General features: G+C 62.5%; 20 protein-coding genes and 1 pseudogene. 14 read left to right on the top strand and 7 right to left on the bottom strand.

The window, feature by feature from the left end; genetic code table 11:
- Positions 1–12 precede the first annotated feature (12 nt).
- The 3 genes from gpmI to NATGR_RS13070 all read left to right on the top strand — a co-directional run bounded on the left by gpmI (position 13) and on the right by NATGR_RS13070 (position 3,286).
- Entirely contained in the window at positions 13–1,578 is a 1,566-nt protein-coding gene (gene gpmI, locus NATGR_RS13075) for a 2,3-bisphosphoglycerate-independent phosphoglycerate mutase (protein WP_005580483.1), read from the top strand.
- A 74-nt stretch (positions 1,579–1,652) separates the two neighbouring features.
- A complete protein-coding gene (locus tag NATGR_RS19495) occupies positions 1,653–1,802 on the top strand; it encodes a hypothetical protein (protein WP_155897282.1) in 150 nt (49 codons plus the stop codon).
- A 197-nt stretch (positions 1,803–1,999) separates the two neighbouring features.
- A complete protein-coding gene (locus NATGR_RS13070; RefSeq protein WP_005580482.1) occupies positions 2,000–3,286 on the top strand; it encodes an O-acetylhomoserine aminocarboxypropyltransferase/cysteine synthase family protein in 1,287 nt (428 codons plus the stop codon).
- A gap of 119 nt (positions 3,287–3,405) precedes the next feature.
- Here NATGR_RS13070 and NATGR_RS19960 read toward each other — a convergent pair whose 3' ends face one another.
- A complete protein-coding gene (locus NATGR_RS19960; protein WP_005580481.1) occupies positions 3,406–3,579 on the bottom strand; it encodes a hypothetical protein in 174 nt (57 codons plus the stop codon).
- A gap of 174 nt (positions 3,580–3,753) precedes the next feature.
- On the opposite strand from NATGR_RS19960, the gene NATGR_RS13065 reads away from it, so the two are divergent.
- Entirely contained in the window at positions 3,754–4,281 is a 528-nt protein-coding gene (locus NATGR_RS13065) for a DUF5813 family protein (protein WP_005580480.1), read from the top strand.
- Positions 4,282–4,323: 42 nt separating this feature from the next.
- Here the strand turns inward: NATGR_RS13065 and NATGR_RS13060 are convergent, their stop codons facing one another.
- Complete coding sequence (locus tag NATGR_RS13060; protein WP_015233681.1) at positions 4,324–4,848, bottom strand: hypothetical protein; 525 nt, start codon at positions 4,846–4,848, stop codon at positions 4,324–4,326.
- A gap of 185 nt (positions 4,849–5,033) precedes the next feature.
- Positions 5,034–5,264, bottom strand: a complete 231-nt coding sequence (locus NATGR_RS13055; RefSeq protein WP_005580478.1) for an Lrp/AsnC family transcriptional regulator — start codon at positions 5,262–5,264, stop codon at positions 5,034–5,036.
- A 102-nt stretch (positions 5,265–5,366) separates the two neighbouring features.
- On the opposite strand from NATGR_RS13055, the gene NATGR_RS13050 reads away from it, so the two are divergent.
- Together NATGR_RS13050 and NATGR_RS13045 are read left to right on the top strand one after the other, a co-directional pair.
- Positions 5,367–6,077: a potassium channel family protein gene (locus NATGR_RS13050; RefSeq protein WP_005580476.1), complete on the top strand. Its 711-nt coding sequence runs from the start codon at positions 5,367–5,369 to the stop codon at positions 6,075–6,077.
- Positions 6,077–6,307, top strand: coding sequence for an Lrp/AsnC family transcriptional regulator (locus NATGR_RS13045; protein WP_005580475.1), 231 nt, complete (start codon positions 6,077–6,079; stop codon positions 6,305–6,307). Before NATGR_RS13050 ends, NATGR_RS13045 begins: the two co-directional genes overlap by 1 nt.
- Before the next feature lie 293 nt (positions 6,308–6,600).
- On the opposite strand, the pseudogene NATGR_RS20285 reads toward NATGR_RS13045, so the two are convergent.
- Positions 6,601–6,732, bottom strand: a pseudogene (locus NATGR_RS20285) (dTMP kinase); the annotation flags it as partial.
- An 84-nt stretch (positions 6,733–6,816) separates the two neighbouring features.
- On the opposite strand from NATGR_RS20285, the gene NATGR_RS13040 reads away from it, so the two are divergent.
- A complete protein-coding gene (locus NATGR_RS13040; protein WP_005580473.1) occupies positions 6,817–7,500 on the top strand; it encodes a hypothetical protein in 684 nt (227 codons plus the stop codon).
- 72 nt (positions 7,501–7,572) lie between these two features.
- Here the strand turns inward: NATGR_RS13040 and tmk are convergent, their stop codons facing one another.
- Positions 7,573–8,175, bottom strand: a complete 603-nt coding sequence (tmk, locus tag NATGR_RS13035; protein ID WP_005580472.1) for a dTMP kinase — start codon at positions 8,173–8,175, stop codon at positions 7,573–7,575.
- Between the two features lie 96 nt (positions 8,176–8,271).
- Here tmk and NATGR_RS13030 point away from each other — a divergent pair, with 96 nt between their 5' ends.
- The 7 genes from NATGR_RS13030 to NATGR_RS13000 all read left to right on the top strand — a co-directional run bounded on the left by NATGR_RS13030 (position 8,272) and on the right by NATGR_RS13000 (position 13,951).
- On the top strand, positions 8,272–9,171 hold the full coding sequence (locus NATGR_RS13030; protein ID WP_005580471.1) for a complex I NDUFA9 subunit family protein: 900 nt from the start codon (positions 8,272–8,274) through the stop codon (positions 9,169–9,171).
- 421 nt (positions 9,172–9,592) lie between these two features.
- Positions 9,593–10,756, top strand: a complete 1,164-nt coding sequence (locus NATGR_RS13025) for an ATP-NAD kinase family protein (RefSeq protein ID WP_005580469.1) — start codon at positions 9,593–9,595, stop codon at positions 10,754–10,756.
- A gap of 120 nt (positions 10,757–10,876) precedes the next feature.
- Positions 10,877–11,908 (top strand): phosphate signaling complex PhoU family protein, encoded by a 1,032-nt coding sequence (locus NATGR_RS13020; RefSeq protein WP_005580468.1) that lies wholly within the window; start codon positions 10,877–10,879, stop codon positions 11,906–11,908.
- A gap of 162 nt (positions 11,909–12,070) precedes the next feature.
- A complete protein-coding gene (locus NATGR_RS13015) occupies positions 12,071–12,256 on the top strand; it encodes a DUF7525 family protein (RefSeq protein WP_005580467.1) in 186 nt (61 codons plus the stop codon).
- A gap of 112 nt (positions 12,257–12,368) precedes the next feature.
- Complete coding sequence (locus tag NATGR_RS13010; protein WP_005580466.1) at positions 12,369–12,593, top strand: DUF7123 family protein; 225 nt, start codon at positions 12,369–12,371, stop codon at positions 12,591–12,593.
- 62 nt (positions 12,594–12,655) lie between these two features.
- Positions 12,656–13,090, top strand: a complete 435-nt coding sequence (locus NATGR_RS13005) for an SRPBCC family protein (RefSeq protein ID WP_005580465.1) — start codon at positions 12,656–12,658, stop codon at positions 13,088–13,090.
- 9 nt (positions 13,091–13,099) lie between these two features.
- A complete protein-coding gene (locus NATGR_RS13000) occupies positions 13,100–13,951 on the top strand; it encodes a carbon-nitrogen family hydrolase (RefSeq protein ID WP_015233679.1) in 852 nt (283 codons plus the stop codon).
- Positions 13,952–14,235: 284 nt separating this feature from the next.
- Here the strand turns inward: NATGR_RS13000 and NATGR_RS12995 are convergent, their stop codons facing one another.
- Positions 14,236–15,771 carry an aldehyde dehydrogenase family protein gene (locus NATGR_RS12995; RefSeq protein WP_005580459.1) on the bottom strand — a complete coding sequence of 512 codons (1,536 nt, stop codon included), beginning with the start codon at positions 15,769–15,771 and terminating at the stop codon, positions 14,236–14,238.
- Between the two features lie 203 nt (positions 15,772–15,974).
- On the bottom strand, positions 15,975–17,441 hold the full coding sequence (locus tag NATGR_RS12990; protein ID WP_005580458.1) for an RtcB family protein: 1,467 nt from the start codon (positions 17,439–17,441) through the stop codon (positions 15,975–15,977).
- Positions 17,442–17,558: the final 117 nt, after the last annotated feature.

Genomic DNA, 17,558 nt, shown 5'->3' with positions numbered 1-17,558 from the left:
TATCCGTCGCATATGAACGCTGCGTTGATCGTCCTCGACGGCTGGGGGCTCGGTAACGGCGGTCGAGACGCCGTTTCGGCAGCCGAAACGCCGAACTTCGATCGACTCGCCGGCACCGGCGCGTACGGCACGCTCGAGGTCTCGGGCCGGCGCGTCGGGCTTCCCGACGGACAGATGGGAAACAGCGAAGTCGGCCACCTCAACATCGGAGCCGGACGGGTCGTCTACCAGGAGTACACTCGCATCTCGGACTCGATCGCGGACGGCTCCTTCCGCGAGAACGATGCGATCAACGCGGCGTTCGACAACGCCCGCGAGACGGACGGCACGGTCCACTTCGTCGGCCTCGTCAGCGACGGTGGCGTCCACTCCGATCAAGAACACCTCCACGCGCTGATCGAACTGGCCGCCGACCGCGACGTCGAAGCGGTCACCCACGCGATCACCGACGGCCGCGACACCTCGCCGACCGGCGGCCGCGAGTACCTGGCCGAACTCGAGGACGTGATCGCCAACCACGGCACGGGCCACGTCGCGACCGTCGCCGGCCGGTACTACGCGATGGACCGCGACCAGAATTGGGAGCGAACGAAACGAGCCTACGACGCTATCGTGAACCGCGAGGCGGAGCTCGAGGCAGCGTCGGCACTCGAGGCCGTCGAGGAGTCCTACGACCAGGACGTGACCGACGAGTTCGTCGAGCCGACACTCGTCTCGGGCGAACCCGCCCTCGAGGACGGCGACTCGGTCGTCTGGTTCAACTTCCGCTCGGATCGCGCCCGACAGCTCACCCGGATGCTCGCGGACATCCGCCCGGGAGACTGGCACGACGATGTCGAGACCGAGCCGCCGGACGCGGCGGTCGTGATGATGACCCAGTACGACACGACGTTCGATCTGCCGGTCGCGTACCCGCCCACACAGCCGGAGAACGTGCTGGGCGAGGTACTCGCGGACCACGGCAAGACGCAACTGCGGATCGCCGAATCTGAAAAGTACGCCCACGTCACCTACTTCCTGAACGGCGGTCGCGAGGTCGAGTTCGACGGCGAGAGTCGGACGATCGTCGAGAGTCCCGACGTGCCGACCTACGACCGCCAGCCCGAGATGAGCGCGCCGGACGTGACCGACGCGGCGATCGACCACATCGAGCGCGACGACCCCGACGTGCTCGTACTCAACTACGCCAACCCCGACATGGTCGGCCACACTGGCGACTACGAGGCCGCCATCGAAGCCGTCGAGGCCGTCGACGAACAGCTCGGACGGCTCGTGGCGACGCTGGAGACGAGCGGCGCACACGTCTTCGTCACCGCGGATCACGGTAACGCCGACAACATGGGGACGGAAGCCGACCCACACACCGCACACACGTACAACGACGTGCCGTTCGTGTCTCTGACGCCCAGTGACGGCGACCGAGGCAGTAACGGTTTGCGATCCCCGTCGGCGTTCGACTCCGACAGCGGACAGGCGGTCCGCGACGGTGGCACACTCGCCGACATCGCGCCGACGATGCTCGAGGTGATCGGGATCGAACAACCACCCGAGATGACCGGCGAATCGCTGCTCGAGTAACGCTCGATTAAAGCGGTCGTAAATGACTGTCTCGAGGGAGTAGAGTTATGTCTATCGCGCTGGAACCCCCGACAATGAGTACTGAAAACGCCGTTCAGGCCGGTGAGCGAAAAGAAGAAATCAAACGGGCACTGTACATCCTGATCGTGTGGACAACAGGTGTCATCCTCGCAGGAATCTTGCTCGTCCTGCTCAGTGACGTGTTCGCGTCGCTTTTCGTCTAACCGCCACCGACGCTCGCTCGCCACTCGTCGAGTGTCGCCGTGTCATACGGTTTACTGTAGGTCATTTCCGGCACAACCGCGACCCGGGCGGCGGTTGCGCCGGTAAATCGGTACAGCAATCCGTATCAGCGTCGTCGACATCGGCGTCTTTTGCGACAACTCACGGTTTTAGGTTCGGTGGACGTGAGTCGATACGTATGACCGACGACTCCGACGACTACCGATTCGCCACCGACAGCGTCCACGCCGGCCAGGAACCCGATCCGACGACGGGCGCACGAGCACCGCCGCTGTACCAGACGACCTCCTACGAGTTCGCCGATACCGAACACGCCGCTTCGCTGTTCGGCTTAGAGGAGTTCGGCAACATCTACTCGCGGATCATGAACCCGACGAACGCGATGTTAGAAGAACGCATCGCGACGCTCGAGGGCGGCGTCGGCGCGCTCGCCACGTCGTCGGGAATGGCTGCATTCGACCTGGCGACGTTCATTCTCGCCGAGGTCGGCGACAACATCGTCTCCTCGTCGTCGCTGTACGGCGGGACCTACACCTACCTCACCCACACCGTCGAGAAGCGAGGGATCGAGACGACGTTCGTCGACACGCTCGATTACGAGGCCTACGCGGAGGCGATCGACGACGACACGGCCTTCGTCCACTTAGAGACGATCGGCAACCCGGCCCTCGTGACCCCCGATATCGAGCGTATCGCCGACATCGCACACGACCACGACGTGCCGCTGTTCGTCGACAACACCTTCGCGACGCCGTATCTCTGCCGGCCGCTCGAACACGGGGCAGATCTGGTCTGGAACTCCACGACCAAGTGGATTCACGGCGCGGGATCGACCGTCGGCGGTGTCCTCGTCGACGGCGGCTCGTTCCCCTGGGAGGAAGGCGACTACCCCGAACTCACCGAACCCAACCCAGCGTACCACGGGATCAACTTCTCTGAGACCTTCGGCAAACAGGCGTTCGCCATCGCTGCACGAACCCGTGGCCTGCGCGACCTGGGCAACCAGCAAGCGCCGTTCGACGCCTGGGTCACCTTGCAGAAACTCGAGTCGCTCCCCCTGCGCATGGAAAAGCACTGCGAGAACGCGATGGCCGTCGCCGAGTTCCTCGAGGACCACCCCGAGGTCTCCTGGGTCAATTATCCCGGCCTCGAGAGTCACGAAACCCACGAGAACGCGACGGACTACCTCGAGGGTGGCTACGGTGGGATGATCACCTTCGGACTCGAGGGAGGGTACGACGCGGCCGAGACTATCTGTAACGAAGTCGAACTCACGAGTCTGCTGGCAAACGTCGGCGACGCGAAGACGCTGATCATCCATCCCGCGAGCACGACCCACCAGCAACTCACCGAGGAGGAGAAACTGGCCAGTGGCGTCACCGACGACCTCGTCCGGATCTCGGTCGGGATCGAGGACGTCGACGACGTGGTCGCCGACCTCGACCGGGCGATCGAGCACGCCTGACACGGGCTGCCGTCGTCAGTGACGGCGCAACCGGAGACGGGTTCGGGCCCCGCTGCGGACGACTTCGGCGACCCGTGTGACCGGGGACGACACCTGCCGGTCCAATCGCGTCTCGATCGTCACTGGCCCGTCTCGGTGTCGTCCGTTCGACTTTCGTCTCTCTCGTCCGTGTGGTCCGTTACCGATTGTTTACTCGAGGCACGTCCGATCGGGAGGCCGGAGCCGACGCGCTCGTCGGTTCCGAGGAGGCGGGCGAAGCGGCGACGTTCGGCGGCGTCTCTGTCGAGTGTCATGCCGACGAGAAACGTCGATACCGATTGTAGTTATGCGGGGCGTTTGCACCGGAAACGACTGGCTTCGATCGTGAAACGATCCCACCGCATTCCCCCGATTTCGCCCCGTAACGGTTCGATCGTCGAAAGAAGACAACGCAACACCCTTTTCGATCACGCCCGTCGACTACACCGATGACCGATCTTCCGAACGCCGTCGAACGCGAACTCGAGACCCACGACGCCTTCGTACCGACCGACGACAGTGACGAGTACGCACTCGAGACGACGGTCTTCGACGCGACCGTCACCGCCGCGGAAGCCGAGGGGAAACGGGACGGAGAGTTCACTGTCACCGTCTCCCTCCCGACGCTCGACGCCGCCGTCGAGGGCGAAACCGTCGCACCTGTCGTCGAAGACGGCTGGTTCGAGACCCTCGGGCGCCGACTCGGAGACGTCTTTTCCGTCGCACACACGAGCACGCACGACGAGCCAGTTGCCGAACGCGACGCGAGCGAGGTACTCGTCCGACTCGAGTACGTTGCCTGGGACGCCGCCGAAGGGGTCGAGGACGCAAAGGCACTCCTCGAATACGTCGAGGGAACCTACGCTCAGGGGATCATCCCCGGCTACGATTATCGCGGTCCGGCGGCGACGCTGCTCGAGAACGCCCAGCAGAACGCACAGGACGCGACGGAGGAAAGCGGCGGGATGCCGATGTAGGCGCTTCGTTGTAGGACTTCGTTCGATACTGACCCGACCGGGTTACTCCCCTGGAATCTCACACGAGGGGGCGATCGACAGCGGATCTTCCGACTCGAGGACGTCATGCAAGATATTCACGCCGTCGAGTTCTTCGCCCCAGTTCGTACTGTTCATTCGGACGTTGTACTCGTAGCACGTTCCGTCAGGGACGTTGTCAGGTCCGAATTCTTCGACGTTCTCCCTTACCGATTCCGTCGTTCGGGTGGACTCGAACTCGGTATCGAGTACGTCGACGTGTATCTCGTACTCGGCCGTTTCAGCCATCCAGTCCTCGACGATATGGGCTGTCCCGATAGTTGGGCGTTCATCGGACGCATCCCATCCTTCGAGCGAGTGCTCTTCCTGATACACCTCTTTGCCCGCCTTTTCGACGGAAAGATCGATCTCTACGTCCTGTGTGCTAAAATTTTTGACTCGTATTCGCCCGAGCGCCAGTTCGGGCGGGCCGAGGGATACCCTGTCGAGACACCCCGCTATGTGGAGTGTGCTTGCGCTCATCGCTGCAAGGAGGGCTCGCCGTTTCATACTCCATAGAAATATTAGAATTTTATAATTATTCCGCTCGTCTTTTGGTTCGGGATTCCGCTGTCTCCCCGTAACCTCCGTTTCGTGGTTCGATCGATGGGTTCAGGACGTAGACCGGTCTTCGAGAGAATTCCTGCCTTCGAGAGGTCACACTGACCAGTTTGATTTCGACGGAGCCGATCGCTTCAATCCATTGCGATGTACGTCTTCGTGTCGGTCACACCCTCGAGTCCCTGCAGATTCGTCGAGACGACTTCCAGGACGTCGTAGATTTCTTCGGCCTCTATCTCCGCGATGATGTCGTAGTTGCCCGCGACGATGTGGGCCTCGTAGATGTCCTCGAGGTCCCTGATATTGGCGAGGAGTCCCTCCGACTTCCCGGCGGCCGTCTTCACCATGATGAACGCGTGGACCATCGACGGTGTGATACACTGTCACACGACTAAAGCTTTTGCCCGCCGACGTGAGGTGTGGTACACTGGGGCAAACTTATTGTCGGGGCGAGCGTACCCCTGGCTATGCGGTTCGTGATTATCGGCGCTGGCCGGGTCGGACTGCGGACGGCACGCGTCCTGCGCGAGGAAGGCCACGAGGTGACGCTCATCGAACGCGACGAATCGCGGGTCAGACGTGCCCGAAACGAGGGATTCACCGTCGTCGAGGGCGACGGCTCCCGGGAGCGAACCCTCGAGGAGGCCGCCGTCGAGAGCGCCGACGCCGTCGGTGCGTTGACGGCCGACCTGAACGTCAACTTCACGGTCTGCATGGTCGCAAAACACTACGGCTGCCGGACGGTGCTACGGATCGACGAAGCCTACCGCGAGGAGATCTATCGGAAGTACGCCGACGATGTCGACGAGTTGATCTATCCCGAACGGCTCGGCGCGATCGGCGCGAAAAACGCCCTCCTCGGCGGGACGATTCGGGCTATTGCGGACGTCGAACAGCACCTGCAAGTGGTCGAACTGACGATCACCGGCGACGCACCCGTCAACGGCTACACGATCCCCGAACTCGAACTACCCGCCAACTCGACCGTCCTCGCGTTTGGCAAACGCGATAGCGAACTCGAGTTGCCCGGCGGGGACGAGTCGCTCGAGGTCGGCGATCGGCTGGTCGTTCTGGCTGATTTCGAGGTGTTGAGCGACGTTCGTCAGCTCCTCGTCGGCGAGTCCGAAACGCGCGCGATCGCCAACGCCGGCTCGGGGAGTACTGGAGGTGTCAACTGATGGTCACAGCATTCGTCATGGTCAAAGCGAACACGGGCGAAGCGGATCGGCTTCGAAGCGAGATCACGGCGCTCGAGGGCGTCGAATCGGCCCACATCGTCGCGGGCGACGTCGACATCATCGCGAAAGTAGGCGTCGAGACGCCCGCAGCGGTAAAAGAGACCGCTGCAACCAGAATTCAGGGGATCGACGGCGTCGAAGGGACCCAGACGTATATCGCGATGGACTAAAGACGAAATTTTACGCTGCGCTCTGGCGAGCTGGCGCCAGCGTTGCTGGCGCACACCTCGCCGACGCTCGGTAAAATTTCGATAAAAAGCACTCCTCCTTCCGTTCGGTCGCTCCTGTCATCGCTCCCTCACATCAGTCGTCGGCCCGCTCGCGCTGCGACGCAGCGCTCGCGGCGAGTGACTGGTGAGAGCCTGCCCTCCCCCGGGTCGTGCGACTCTCGCAACGCTCGAGTCGCACTCCCGGCCGTGAAATCAGTTCTCGACTCGAAACCTGATTCCGAGCCGTTCGATAGTTATTCCTCCCTGACGACACCGGCCAGCACGTCTTCGACCTCCTCGAGCACCGCTTCCGGTTCCTGCGTCGCGTCGATCCGAACGAACCGATCGGGGTCGCGCTCGAGGAGTCGCTCGTAGTTCTCGTAGACCTGCTAGAGGCGCGTGCCTCCAGCCGTTTCGAAACAAAATAGTAAGACGAAAAACACATCTGTTTTCCATCGGTGACTGGAGCTATGAAACAGTCACGAGGGGTACGTGCTCTCGTTCTCTGTGGAGTAGCTCTCCTCGGTGTCGGCCTCTTGCTGAATCCGCTTTACCTGTATCCCGATGGCGGCGGTGCTCCAGAGCGAACCTATCACGTAACGCAGGTCGAGAACGAAACGATGGCCCAGCAGGCCCTGGGGCTCTCAGAAGACGTTTTGGACTGCCCAGGTGGGCGTTCGTGCGCCCTGGAACGAGACGTTCTCGAGAACGGTTCGGTCGAGACCGACGCTTTCGTCTACGAATCGAACGAGGCGTCGTACTCCGTGGTAAGAATCGAGGGCGAGACCTACGTCCCCGAATCACACCTCGAAGAGAACGGGACTGTTCTCACACTCGAGAACGTAACTCCGTTGGAGGCGGTCGAACGCGCTGCCGTTTCCACCGAACAGCGTTCCGAACTGGTCCGTGAGACCGTCGAAACTGGCTCGATCACCGTTTACGGCGAGCAAATCGGCAGTTTCGAGCGCAACGAAATTCTCGAGCACGACGGGGATTATTACTACCGACACGGACTCGAGTGGAGCGGCGGTCACTGGACGGCCGATCCTTCCCTGGTTACCGTCAGGGTAGTTCTCACCCTCCTCGGAAGTGGACTCGTCGCGTACTCCGGCTGGCGACTCCGAGAGATAACGGATCGTTACGATTCTGGTTGAGAAACAACTCGTTGGGGTTCGCTGTGTCGAGTTTCTGGATAACAGTCTTGCGGTCGATCCGTCACGACGCCGCTATTCGCTACCGATCGCCTCGGACAGTACTTCCCCGACTTCCTCGAGCACGTCCTCTGGTTCCTGGCTCGCGTCGATACGAACGAACCGATCCGGATGGCGCTCGAGGAGTCGTTCGTAGTTCTCGTGGACGCGCTCGAGGTACGCTCTTCGTTCGAACTTGTTCGTCGTGCCCGCGCGGTCGGCGGCAGTCTCGGGATCGACATCGAGATAGATCGTCAGGTCGGGTTCGATCGTGAACGGTTCGTGGACGGCGACGACGTACTCGAGGGGATCGGGGACCTCGAGTCGGTCGTACGCTGCGAGGGTAGCGCCCTGGTAGGCAAACCGGGAGTCTGCGTAGCGATCGGAGATCACGAGGTCGCCGCGTTCGAGGGCAGGTTCGACTGTTCGGGTGAGGTGGTCGGCGTGATCGGCGGTGTACAGGAAGAGTTCGGCAAGCGAGTCGGCGTCGTCGTCCTCGATCGAGCGGTAGACGGCGTCGCCGTACCAGGAGTCGCTGGTCGGTTCGCGCGTAAAGACCGCGCCAGGGTAGCGATCCTGGAGCGCCCCCCAGACCGTCGTCTTACCGCTGCCGTCCAGTCCCTCGAGCGTGACGAGCATGTTCGCACGTGGGAGGGAGGAATATAAGGGTCTATTCGTTTTACCCTACTAGCGTAGCCGACTAGCTATTTATCGTTTCGCGTGTATATTCTACCCATGAACGTTTTCGTCGCTGGTGGCGCGGGTTTCATCGGAACGAATCTCTGTACCGAACTCGTCGAACGGGGCCACGACGTGACGGCGCTCTCCCGGACTCCTGGCCGTGGCTCGATTCCCGAGGAAGTCGACCTTGCAGTGGGAGACGTCTCCGCGTACGACTCGATCGAGGACGCAGTCGCGGGACACGACGCCGTCGTCAACCTCGTGTCGCTCGCGCCGCTGTGGGAGCCGAAAGGCGACCGCGACCACGAGACCGTCCACGTCGGCGGAACGGAGAACCTCGTTCGGGCGGCCGAAACCCACGATGTCGAACGGTTCCTCCAGATGAGCGCACTCGGTGCCAACCCCGACGGCGACACCGCCTACATTCGTGCCAAGGGCCGCGCCGAAGAGGTCGTCCGCGACTCGAGTCTCGAGTGGACGATCTTTCGCCCGTCGGTCGTGTTCGGTGATGGCGGTGAGTTCGTGGCGTTTACGAAGACGCTGACGACGCCGTACGTCACGGGGCTGCCGGGCGGTGGCGAGACGCGGTTCCAGCCCATCTGGGTCGGCGACCTGGTTCCCATGCTCGCAGACGTTTTCGAGGACGACGACCACGTCGGCGGGACCTACGAGGTCGGCGGCCCGCAGGTCGTGACGCTCGCGGACGTGACGGAACTGGTCTACGAAGCCGACGGGAAGTCGGTAACGGTGCTTCCTATCCCTATGCTGCTGGCGAAACTCGGTCTCGCCGTGGCCGAACCGCTTCCGTTCGTCCCATTCGGATCGGACCAGGCCCGGTCGCTCGAGTTCGACAACACGATTACCGACAACGATGTGACCGCGTTCGGTCGTGATGTCGACGGGTTGACGACGCTACGGGCGTATCTCGAAACGGACGCGACCGAACTCGAGTGAAACGGATTGCTGTACCGATGTACCGGTGCGACCACGACCCGAAGCGGCTGCACCGAAAACGACGTACAGTAAACCGTATGAGGTGCCCTGACGCCAAAGCGGTACACCAGTCACGACGCCGTCGTACGAACAGTCGTGCAGGAACTTACAGCGGCGACGATACCTGTCGTCTGGTTCGGCTATCGGTCGACGGTCGGCACGGTACTACCGATAGAGGTAAATCAGCCAGACTGCCGTCACGAGCACTCCGAGAGCAAGCGTTCCCCAGCCAGCGATGCCCATCGGCAGTTCCGTTTCCAGGACGACGAACGCGAGTTCGTTCATGTGCGTTGATCCACACTGGTTCCTCTTAATCTTTCAGAATGAAGGGCGATCGGTCGAACGCCACACGTCTTTTGGATCGGAGCGAGTAGAGGGACGTATGGAGACGCTGGGTGTCGTAGTCAATCCGATCGCTGGTATGGGTGGTCGGGTCGGCCTGAAAGGTACCGACGGGAAACTCGAGGAGGCGCGCGAACGAGGTGCAACCTCTCGCGCTCCGGATCGCGCTCGCGAGGCGCTGCGGACGTTTCACGAGCGGAAACCGAACTGTACGGTCTACACGGCCACGGGAGTTTTGGGAGAGTATGCGGCTCGAGACGTGGGCATCGAGCCGAACGTGGTCTCCGACCCGGCGGCCGTCCGGAACGGTGATCCGGCGAGGCCGGACGATCCCGCCGAGGCGGAGACGACTGCAGACGATACGCGACGAGCCGTCCGGGCGTTTCTCGAACACGAGGTCGATCTCGTGCTGTTCGTCGGCGGTGACGGGACGGCCGTCGACGTTGCCGAGGTGCTCGAGGACGAAGACGAATCGTCGACGGACGATGGTGATCCGACGCCGATGCTCGGCGTCCCGGCAGGGGTCAAGGTCTACTCGTCGGTGTTCGCCGTGACGCCGGCCGACGCGGGGCGAGTCGCCGCCGAGTTCGACCGTATCGAATCCCGTGAGGTAAACGACATCGACGAGGCAGCCTACCGAGACGGCGAGGTTCGGGCAGAGCTCCGCGCGATCGTTCCAGTCCCGGTCGCGCCTGCGCTCCAGTCGAGCAAGCAACTCGCCAGCGGCAGCGTCGACTCGCTTGCCGCTGGATTCGCACGCGAGGTCGACCCCGACCGGATCTACGTCTTCGGTCCCGGGAGCACGGTCGGAACGATCGAAGAGGAACTTGGAATCGACCCCTCGCCGCTGGGCGTCGATGTCTGGCAGGCCGGCCCCAGCCCGGACGATCCGGTCTCGAGTGGCGACTTCCTCGCCCGCGATGCCGACGAGGAACGTCTCCTCGAGGTACTCGACGGGCCGGCGACGATCGTCGTCTCGCCGATCGGCGGGCAGGGGTTTGTGTTCGGTCGCGGCAACCACCAGATCTCACCTGCGGTCATCGAACGCGCCGACGGACTCGAGGTCGTCGCTTCCGCGGAGAAACTCGACGGACTCGATTCGCTACGCGTCGACACCGACGACGACGCGGTCGACGAGGATCTCAGGGGCTGGATCAAGGTCCGTACGGGGCGGTTCACGACGCGACTCGTCAAAGTCGTGTGATTCAGTTACTGTGGCGATTCCTGGCAGTTCGTCTGGTAGGTAACACACGATATGATTGCGGCGCTGAATATAAGGTGTGTATAGTCAAGATTAAGGTCGTTCCCGGTTGTACCAGTGCGTATGGAAACCCGGAAAGTGCAACGACTCGGTCCGTCGACGCTGGCGATGACTCTCCCGGCCGAGTGGGCGTCAGAGCACGCCGTCGAGAAAGGCGACGAGGTGTCGCTTCGCACCAGTGGCAAAGGCACGTTGACGGTGTTGTCCGAGTCCGCAAGTGCCGAGGAGACGGAGGCGATCATCCACGCCGACGGTCTCGACGCCGACGCCGTCGAGCGCGCGATCGTTGCCCAGTACGTTCTCGGCCGACGCGTCATTCGCATCGAACGCGAAGAGGGCGCACTCGAGTCCGACCACATCAACGCGGTCTATCAGGCCGAAACCCAGTTGATGGGGCTGGGCGTCATCGAGGAAACGCCAGAGAGCATTTCGATTCGCTGCTCGGTCGATCCCGAGGATTTCACACTCGACAACTTACTCGAGCGGCTGGAACGAACTGGCCAGACGATGCGTAGCGAGGCAATTAAAGCGCTTGCTCACGGCAACCCCGATCTGGCACAGCGAGCGTTGAATCGGGAACGGCAGGCGAACAAGATCTTCGTGTTGCTGTTGCGTCTGATCTTTACGGCCTACCAGAACCCGAACCTTGCGCGAGCTGTCGGTCTCAACAGCGGCTTTCCCCTGATCGGTTATCGGTCGATTGCGAAGAACTTAGAGCTGACCGCCGACAATGCGGAAGACATCGCCGACATCGTCATGGAGACGGAGGGCCACTCGCTCGACGTCGACAGTTCGGTCATGCGGGACATCCGCGAACTGAACGAACTCGTCGACGAGATCACCTCGATCGCCGTCGAGGCGGCGGTCGAACGCGACTACGACATGTCAAACGAGGTGCGGGCGCTGTTTCGGGAGGTCGCCGACCGGGAAGAGGAGATTCTCGAGGGGCTCCCCGAAATGTCGAACGAGGAACTGCTCAGGGTGCGCGAGGTGCTCGTCAGCCTCCAGCAGACCGCCGAGTACGCCATGCGAAACGCCGAGATTGCTGCGAATCTCGCATTGAACGAGGAGTCCGAACATACGACGATCAACTGAGATTGATCGCTGTAACTGTTTACCGTCGATCGCTGGCCCCATATCTGGCGATCGACAGTGATCGAGTAGCCGGTCCGCATGACTCCCTGGCCGGTGTCGAGGCGCTCGTGCACGCGAACTGAAACAAGTGCAATTAAGATACCCCACCCCCAACCCTCGAGCATGGCTACCGAAACGGAGGCCTCGACGGACAAAGGCGTCGGAATAGCGCTTGCACTCGGTGCACTCGCAACGATCGGTGCACTCGTGATGTTCACTGGCGCGCCGGATATCGAGGCGGCCTGGGGCTTTGCTGCTGCCGTCATCTTTGCGTCGCTTGCTGTCGTCGGTATTCATCTCTGGGAGTGAAAAGTAACGAAGAGAGAATCGGCTGCTCTTTTCAGGGCAGCCACGCGGGACGCTGACACCAGTGTCGCTGCTAAGAGTTAAGGCCGACGGCGGTCTAATGCCGGTACGGACGATGACCGACTACTCCGACGAAGAGCAGCGGATTCTCTCGTATCTCCGCGAGAGTGCTACCCGGGGCGAACAGTACTTCCGGGCGAAAAACATCGCGGATGCGATCGGCCTCTCGTCGAAACAGGTGGGCGCACGACTCCCCCACCTTGCCGAGAAGTCCGACGAGGTCGACATCGAGAAGTGGGGTCGTGCTCGCTCGACGACGTGGAAAGTCACCCTCAGCTGACCACGATCCGTCGAGTACGCGACTCCACTGTCTTTTTACCGACGAACCCCCCACGTAGAGGCATGACTGTACGGATCGAGCGGGCGTTCGAGTCGTCGGCTTCACCCGAACAGGTCTGGGAGTTCGTCGCCGATCCGGAGAACCGCGCGCGAGCGATTAGCGTCGTCCACGAATACACTGCCGACGACCCCGACGGCCGTGAGGTCACCTGGCACGTCGAGTTACCGATCCCACTCGTAGGACAGACCGTCACCGTCGAGACCGAAGACCTCACCCGTCGACCGCCCGAATACGTGGAGTTCGTCGGCAAGTCGAAAGTGATGACGGTCACCGGCGAACACGAGATCGTCGAACGAAACGGAGGGACGCGCCTCGAAAACCGGTTCGTCGTCGACGGCAAACTTCCCGGCGTCGAGAAGTTCTTCGAGCGAAATCTCGACGACGAACTCGAGAACCTCCGACGTGCACTCGAGCGCTGGCTCGCCCGCGAGTTCTGATACGATACCATGCACTCCGATCACGTTTCAGTTTCTGACGAACCGTTGTCGATTGCGCTCGCCCAGATCCACGTCGAAGCGGGTGCAGTCGACCGGAACGTCGACCGTGCACTCGAGGCGCTGTCGGACGCCGCCGCCCGTGGGGCGGACCTCGTTGCCCTGCCGGAGATGTTCACCGTCGGCTACTTCGCGTTCGATCGCTACGACCGCCACGCGGAACCCGTCGAGGGCGAGACGTTTTCCCGACTGCGCGAGGCTGCAGCCGACCACGAGATTGCCGTCCTCGCGGGAACGATCGTCGAGGACCTCGAGGCGACCGAGAGCGTTCCGACGCCAGCGGACGAGGGACTGGCCAACACCGCCGCACTGTTCGATGCCGAGGGCGACCTGCAACTGATCTACCGGAAACACCACCTCTTTGGCTACGAGTCCGCGGAGTCGGAGCTGCTCGTCCCTGGAGACCGACTCGAGACTGCGACGGTCGGCGGCCTCACCGTGGGCGTGACTACCTGTTACGACCTCCGGTTTCCCGGACTCTACCGGCGACTGGTCGACGCAGGGGTGCAACTCCTGCTCGTCCCGAGCGCGTGGCCGTATCCTCGGATCGAGCACTGGGAGACACTCGCTCGAGCGCGGGCGATCGAGAATCAGTGCTATGTCGCGACGATCAACGGTTCGGGCACCTTCAACGGCGACGGCGGCGAGGTCACGCTACTCGGCCGGTCGTCCGTCTACGATCCGTGGGGCGTGACTGTCGCCTCGAGCGGCGACGCGCCGACGACGGTCACCGCCGGGATCGATCTCGAGACGGTTGCATCTGTTCGCGAGGAGTTCCCCGCGCTGCGGGATCGGCGGTTTTGAGAAGCGTTCGTTCGTGCTCACGTGACACGAACCGACCACCGACTTTTTGTCCTCTCGTGTCTGTAGTTGAACTGCCGGCACAGACGCTTTTCACGTCGTAACCGGCAACGCGCCGCTCCGGCCCGTCGCACGCTCGTTCCCGGGAGCGAGCACTCACGTCCGTCCGCTTTCACCTCGGTTTCGCCCACTCCTTTCGGCCGTTCGCCCTTCGCCGCTCTTGCGACAGCATTAGCTACGTGTCCACACGCTGTTCGAGCAAAGCGGTCGGCTCGACGCGACGCCGATCAGTCGTCGCGGGTCACGATGTCCGCCGACAGCCCCTGTGCCATCTCGATGTCCGTCGAGTTGTTTATCGTCCAGGCGGTGCGTTCGGTGACGGCTTCGATCGCTTCGCGGGCGCTCGGGTAGCCGTTGCCGGACTTTTTGACGCCGCCGAACGGGAGCTGGACCTCGGCACCGATACACGGCAGGTTCGCGTACGCCAGCCCGAGTTCGGCGTGGTCACGGAAGTAATTAATCTGGCGGTAGTCCTCGGAGACGACTGCGCCCGCGAGCCCGTAGGGCGTGTCGTTGTGGATCTCGACGGCGTCTTCGATGTCACCCGAGTACTCGAGCAAGGCGACGTGCGGGCCGAAACACTCCTCTTTCAGACAGCGCAGGTCGGTTTCGTAGTCGATCTCGTAGACGAACGGACCGACCCAGTGGCCCTCGGCGTGGCCGTCGGGAATCTCGTCTTCGGCGAGTTCGAACCGGTCGACCAGCACGTTCGCGCCTTCCTTCCGGGCGAGTTCGTTGTGCTTGCGGATCTTCTCGACGTGGTCGCCCTCGATGGCCGGCCCCATGAACGTGTCCTCCTCGAGCGGGTCGCCGACGGCGACGTCCTCGGCGATGTCGACGAACCGTTCTTTGAACTCGTCGTAGATGTCCTCGTGGACGATCAGGCGCTCGGAGGAGACACAGCGTTGCCCGGTCGTCTTGAAACTCGACATCACGGCGGAGTGGACGGCGATGTCGAGGTTGGCTTCCTCAGTAATGACGATGCCGTTCTTGCCGCCCATCTCGCAGGCCGCGAGCTTGCCGGGTTCGCCGCCGACCTTGCTGGCGATCTCCTGACCGACCTCCGCGGAGCCGGTGAAGAGCACGGTGTCGACGCGACTGTCGTCGCTGATCGCGCCACCGGCGTCGCCAAAGCCCTGTACCATGTTGAAGACGCCGTCGGGGATGCCGGCGTCCGCCATCATCTCGGCGATGATCTGGCCACACCACGGCGTCTGTTCGGCGGGCTTCCAGACGACCGTGTTCCCCTCGACGAGCGCGATGGCCATGTGCCAGAACGGGATCGCGACCGGGAAGTTCCACGGCGTGATACAGCCGACAACGCCCCGTGGCTTCCGGCGCATGTAGGCGTCCTTGCTCCCGACCTCGCTCGGGACCACGTCGCCGTGGGGATGACGGGCATTGCCCGCAGCCCACTCCACCATGTGCCAAGCTTCGGTGACGTCGGCTTTTCCTTCACTAATCTCTTTGCCACACTCTTTGGAGACGATCTCGCCGAGTTCCTCGTGTCGCTCCCGAAGTTCGTGGTAGATGTCCCAGAGGTACTCCGCGCGGTCGATGTAGGACAGCTCGCGCCACTCCTCGAAAGCGTCCTCTGCGGCCTCGAGTGCGGCGTCGACGTCGTCCTCTGTTCCTCGGTGAAACTCCGCGAGTGTCTCGCCCGTCGCAGGGTTTTCACTTTCGAACGTCTCAGAGCCACTGCCGTCAGTCCACTCGCCGCCGATGTAGTGCTTGTTCGTCTGCGTCCTGGTTTGCTGTGACATAGTTCGTAATTACCCTCCGAACGCATGTAAGCCCCCCCGATCATGGTCGCCCACTGATACGGACTGCTGGACCGATATACCGGCGCGACCGCGAGCTCCTGCGGTCGCGCCGGAACTGACGAACAACAAACCGTCTGAAGCGATCCGTGGCTCTTCTCGACACCTCTCTCGAATGCCTGCAGTTCCCGGGACGACCCCGACGACTACCCCTTGATGTTACAGACGGGGAACGTCCGCGCCACCTTGTCGCCGATACCGAGTTCGTCCGAGACGCGCACGACCTCGTCGACATCCTTGTAGACGCCCGGTGCCTCCTCCGCGACCGTCGCCCCAGACTGGGCCTTAACGTAGATTTGGTCTTGCTCCTCGAGTTCCTGCTGGATGTCGCCACCCCAGAACTCGTTTTTCGCCTGGGTCCGACTCATCAGCCGCCCCGCACCGTGGGCCGTCGAGCCGAACGTGAGATCCATCGAGTTCTCCCCACCCCGGAGGACGTAGTTGCCAGCCCCCATGCTTCCGGGGATGATGACGGGTTGGCCGACGTCGCGGTACGCTTTGGGGACCTCGTGGTGGCCGGCGGGGAAGGCTCGCGTCGCACCCTTGCGGTGAACGAACAGTTCCCGCTGCTCCCCGTCGACATCGTGAACTTCCTTCTTTGCGATGTTGTGGGCCACGTCGTACAGCAGTTCCATCTCCATTTCCTCCCACGGCCGGTCGAACACTCGCTCGAAGACCTGCCGCGTCCGATGCATGATCAACTGACGGTTGACCCACGCGAAGTTGATCGCCGCGTTCATCGCCTTGTAGTAGTCCCCGGCGAGCTGTGAGCCCGCTGGCGCAGCCGCGAGTTCCTTGTCCGGCAACTGATTCAACAGTCCCTGATGTTGCTGTTCGATCTTCCGCAGGTAGTCGTTACACGTCTGGTGACCCAGCCCGCGAGAGCCACAGTGAATGAGGACGACGATCTGGTCCTCCTCGAGGCCGTAAGCCTCGCCGACCCCCTCGTCGAAGACCTCGGTAACCCGCTGGACCTCGAGGAAGTGGTTGCCCGAGCCAAGCGAGCCGATCTGGTTCTTCCCGCGGTCTTTGGCCTTCTGGCTGATCTTCGTGGCATCGGCTTCCTCCCGGTGGCCTTCGTCCTCACAGTGCAGCAGGTCTCCCTCGACGCCGTGGCCGTTCTCGACGGCCCACTCGACGCCGCGCTCGAGAATTTCGTCGACGGTGTCGACGCCGGCCTCGACAATGCCGCCGCCGCCCAGCCCCGACGGGACGTTGGCAAACAGTGAGTCGACGAGTTCCTCCTCGCAACCCTGCAGGTCGTCGTACGTGAGGTTCGTCCGCATCATCCGGACGCCGCAGTTGATGTCGTAGCCGACCGCACCCGGCGAGATACAGCCGTCTTCGGCATCGAGCGCGCCGACCCCACCAACGGGGAAGCCATACCCCTGGTGGCCGTCAGGCATACAGATCGCGTACTCGGTGATCCCCGGCAGATGGGTCGTGTTCGTGATCTGCTCTAAGGTCTTGTCCTCCTGGATCTCCTCGAGCAGGGCCTCGCTCGCGAGTACCCGTGCAGGTGCTCGCATATCGCCTTCCTGTGGAATCTCCCAGACGTTCTCACGCACCTGCTCGAGCGTGATGCCGTCGGCGTCGTAGGTGGGCTTGCTCATACGTGCACCTCCGACTGCGAGGATGAAAGATGTTCGTCTTCCCCCGACCGACCAGCGTATCCCGCTCCGTGATCGCTCACCGAACCGGGGGTTTCGAGGTCGGAAGCCGTCGGGGGA

It is taken from the genome of Natronobacterium gregoryi SP2 (assembly GCF_000230715.2).
Lineage (GTDB): Archaea > Halobacteriota > Halobacteria > Halobacteriales > Natrialbaceae > Natronobacterium > Natronobacterium gregoryi.
Note: the sequence above shows the minus strand (reverse complement) of the source record. Positions and strands in the feature narration are given on the sequence as shown.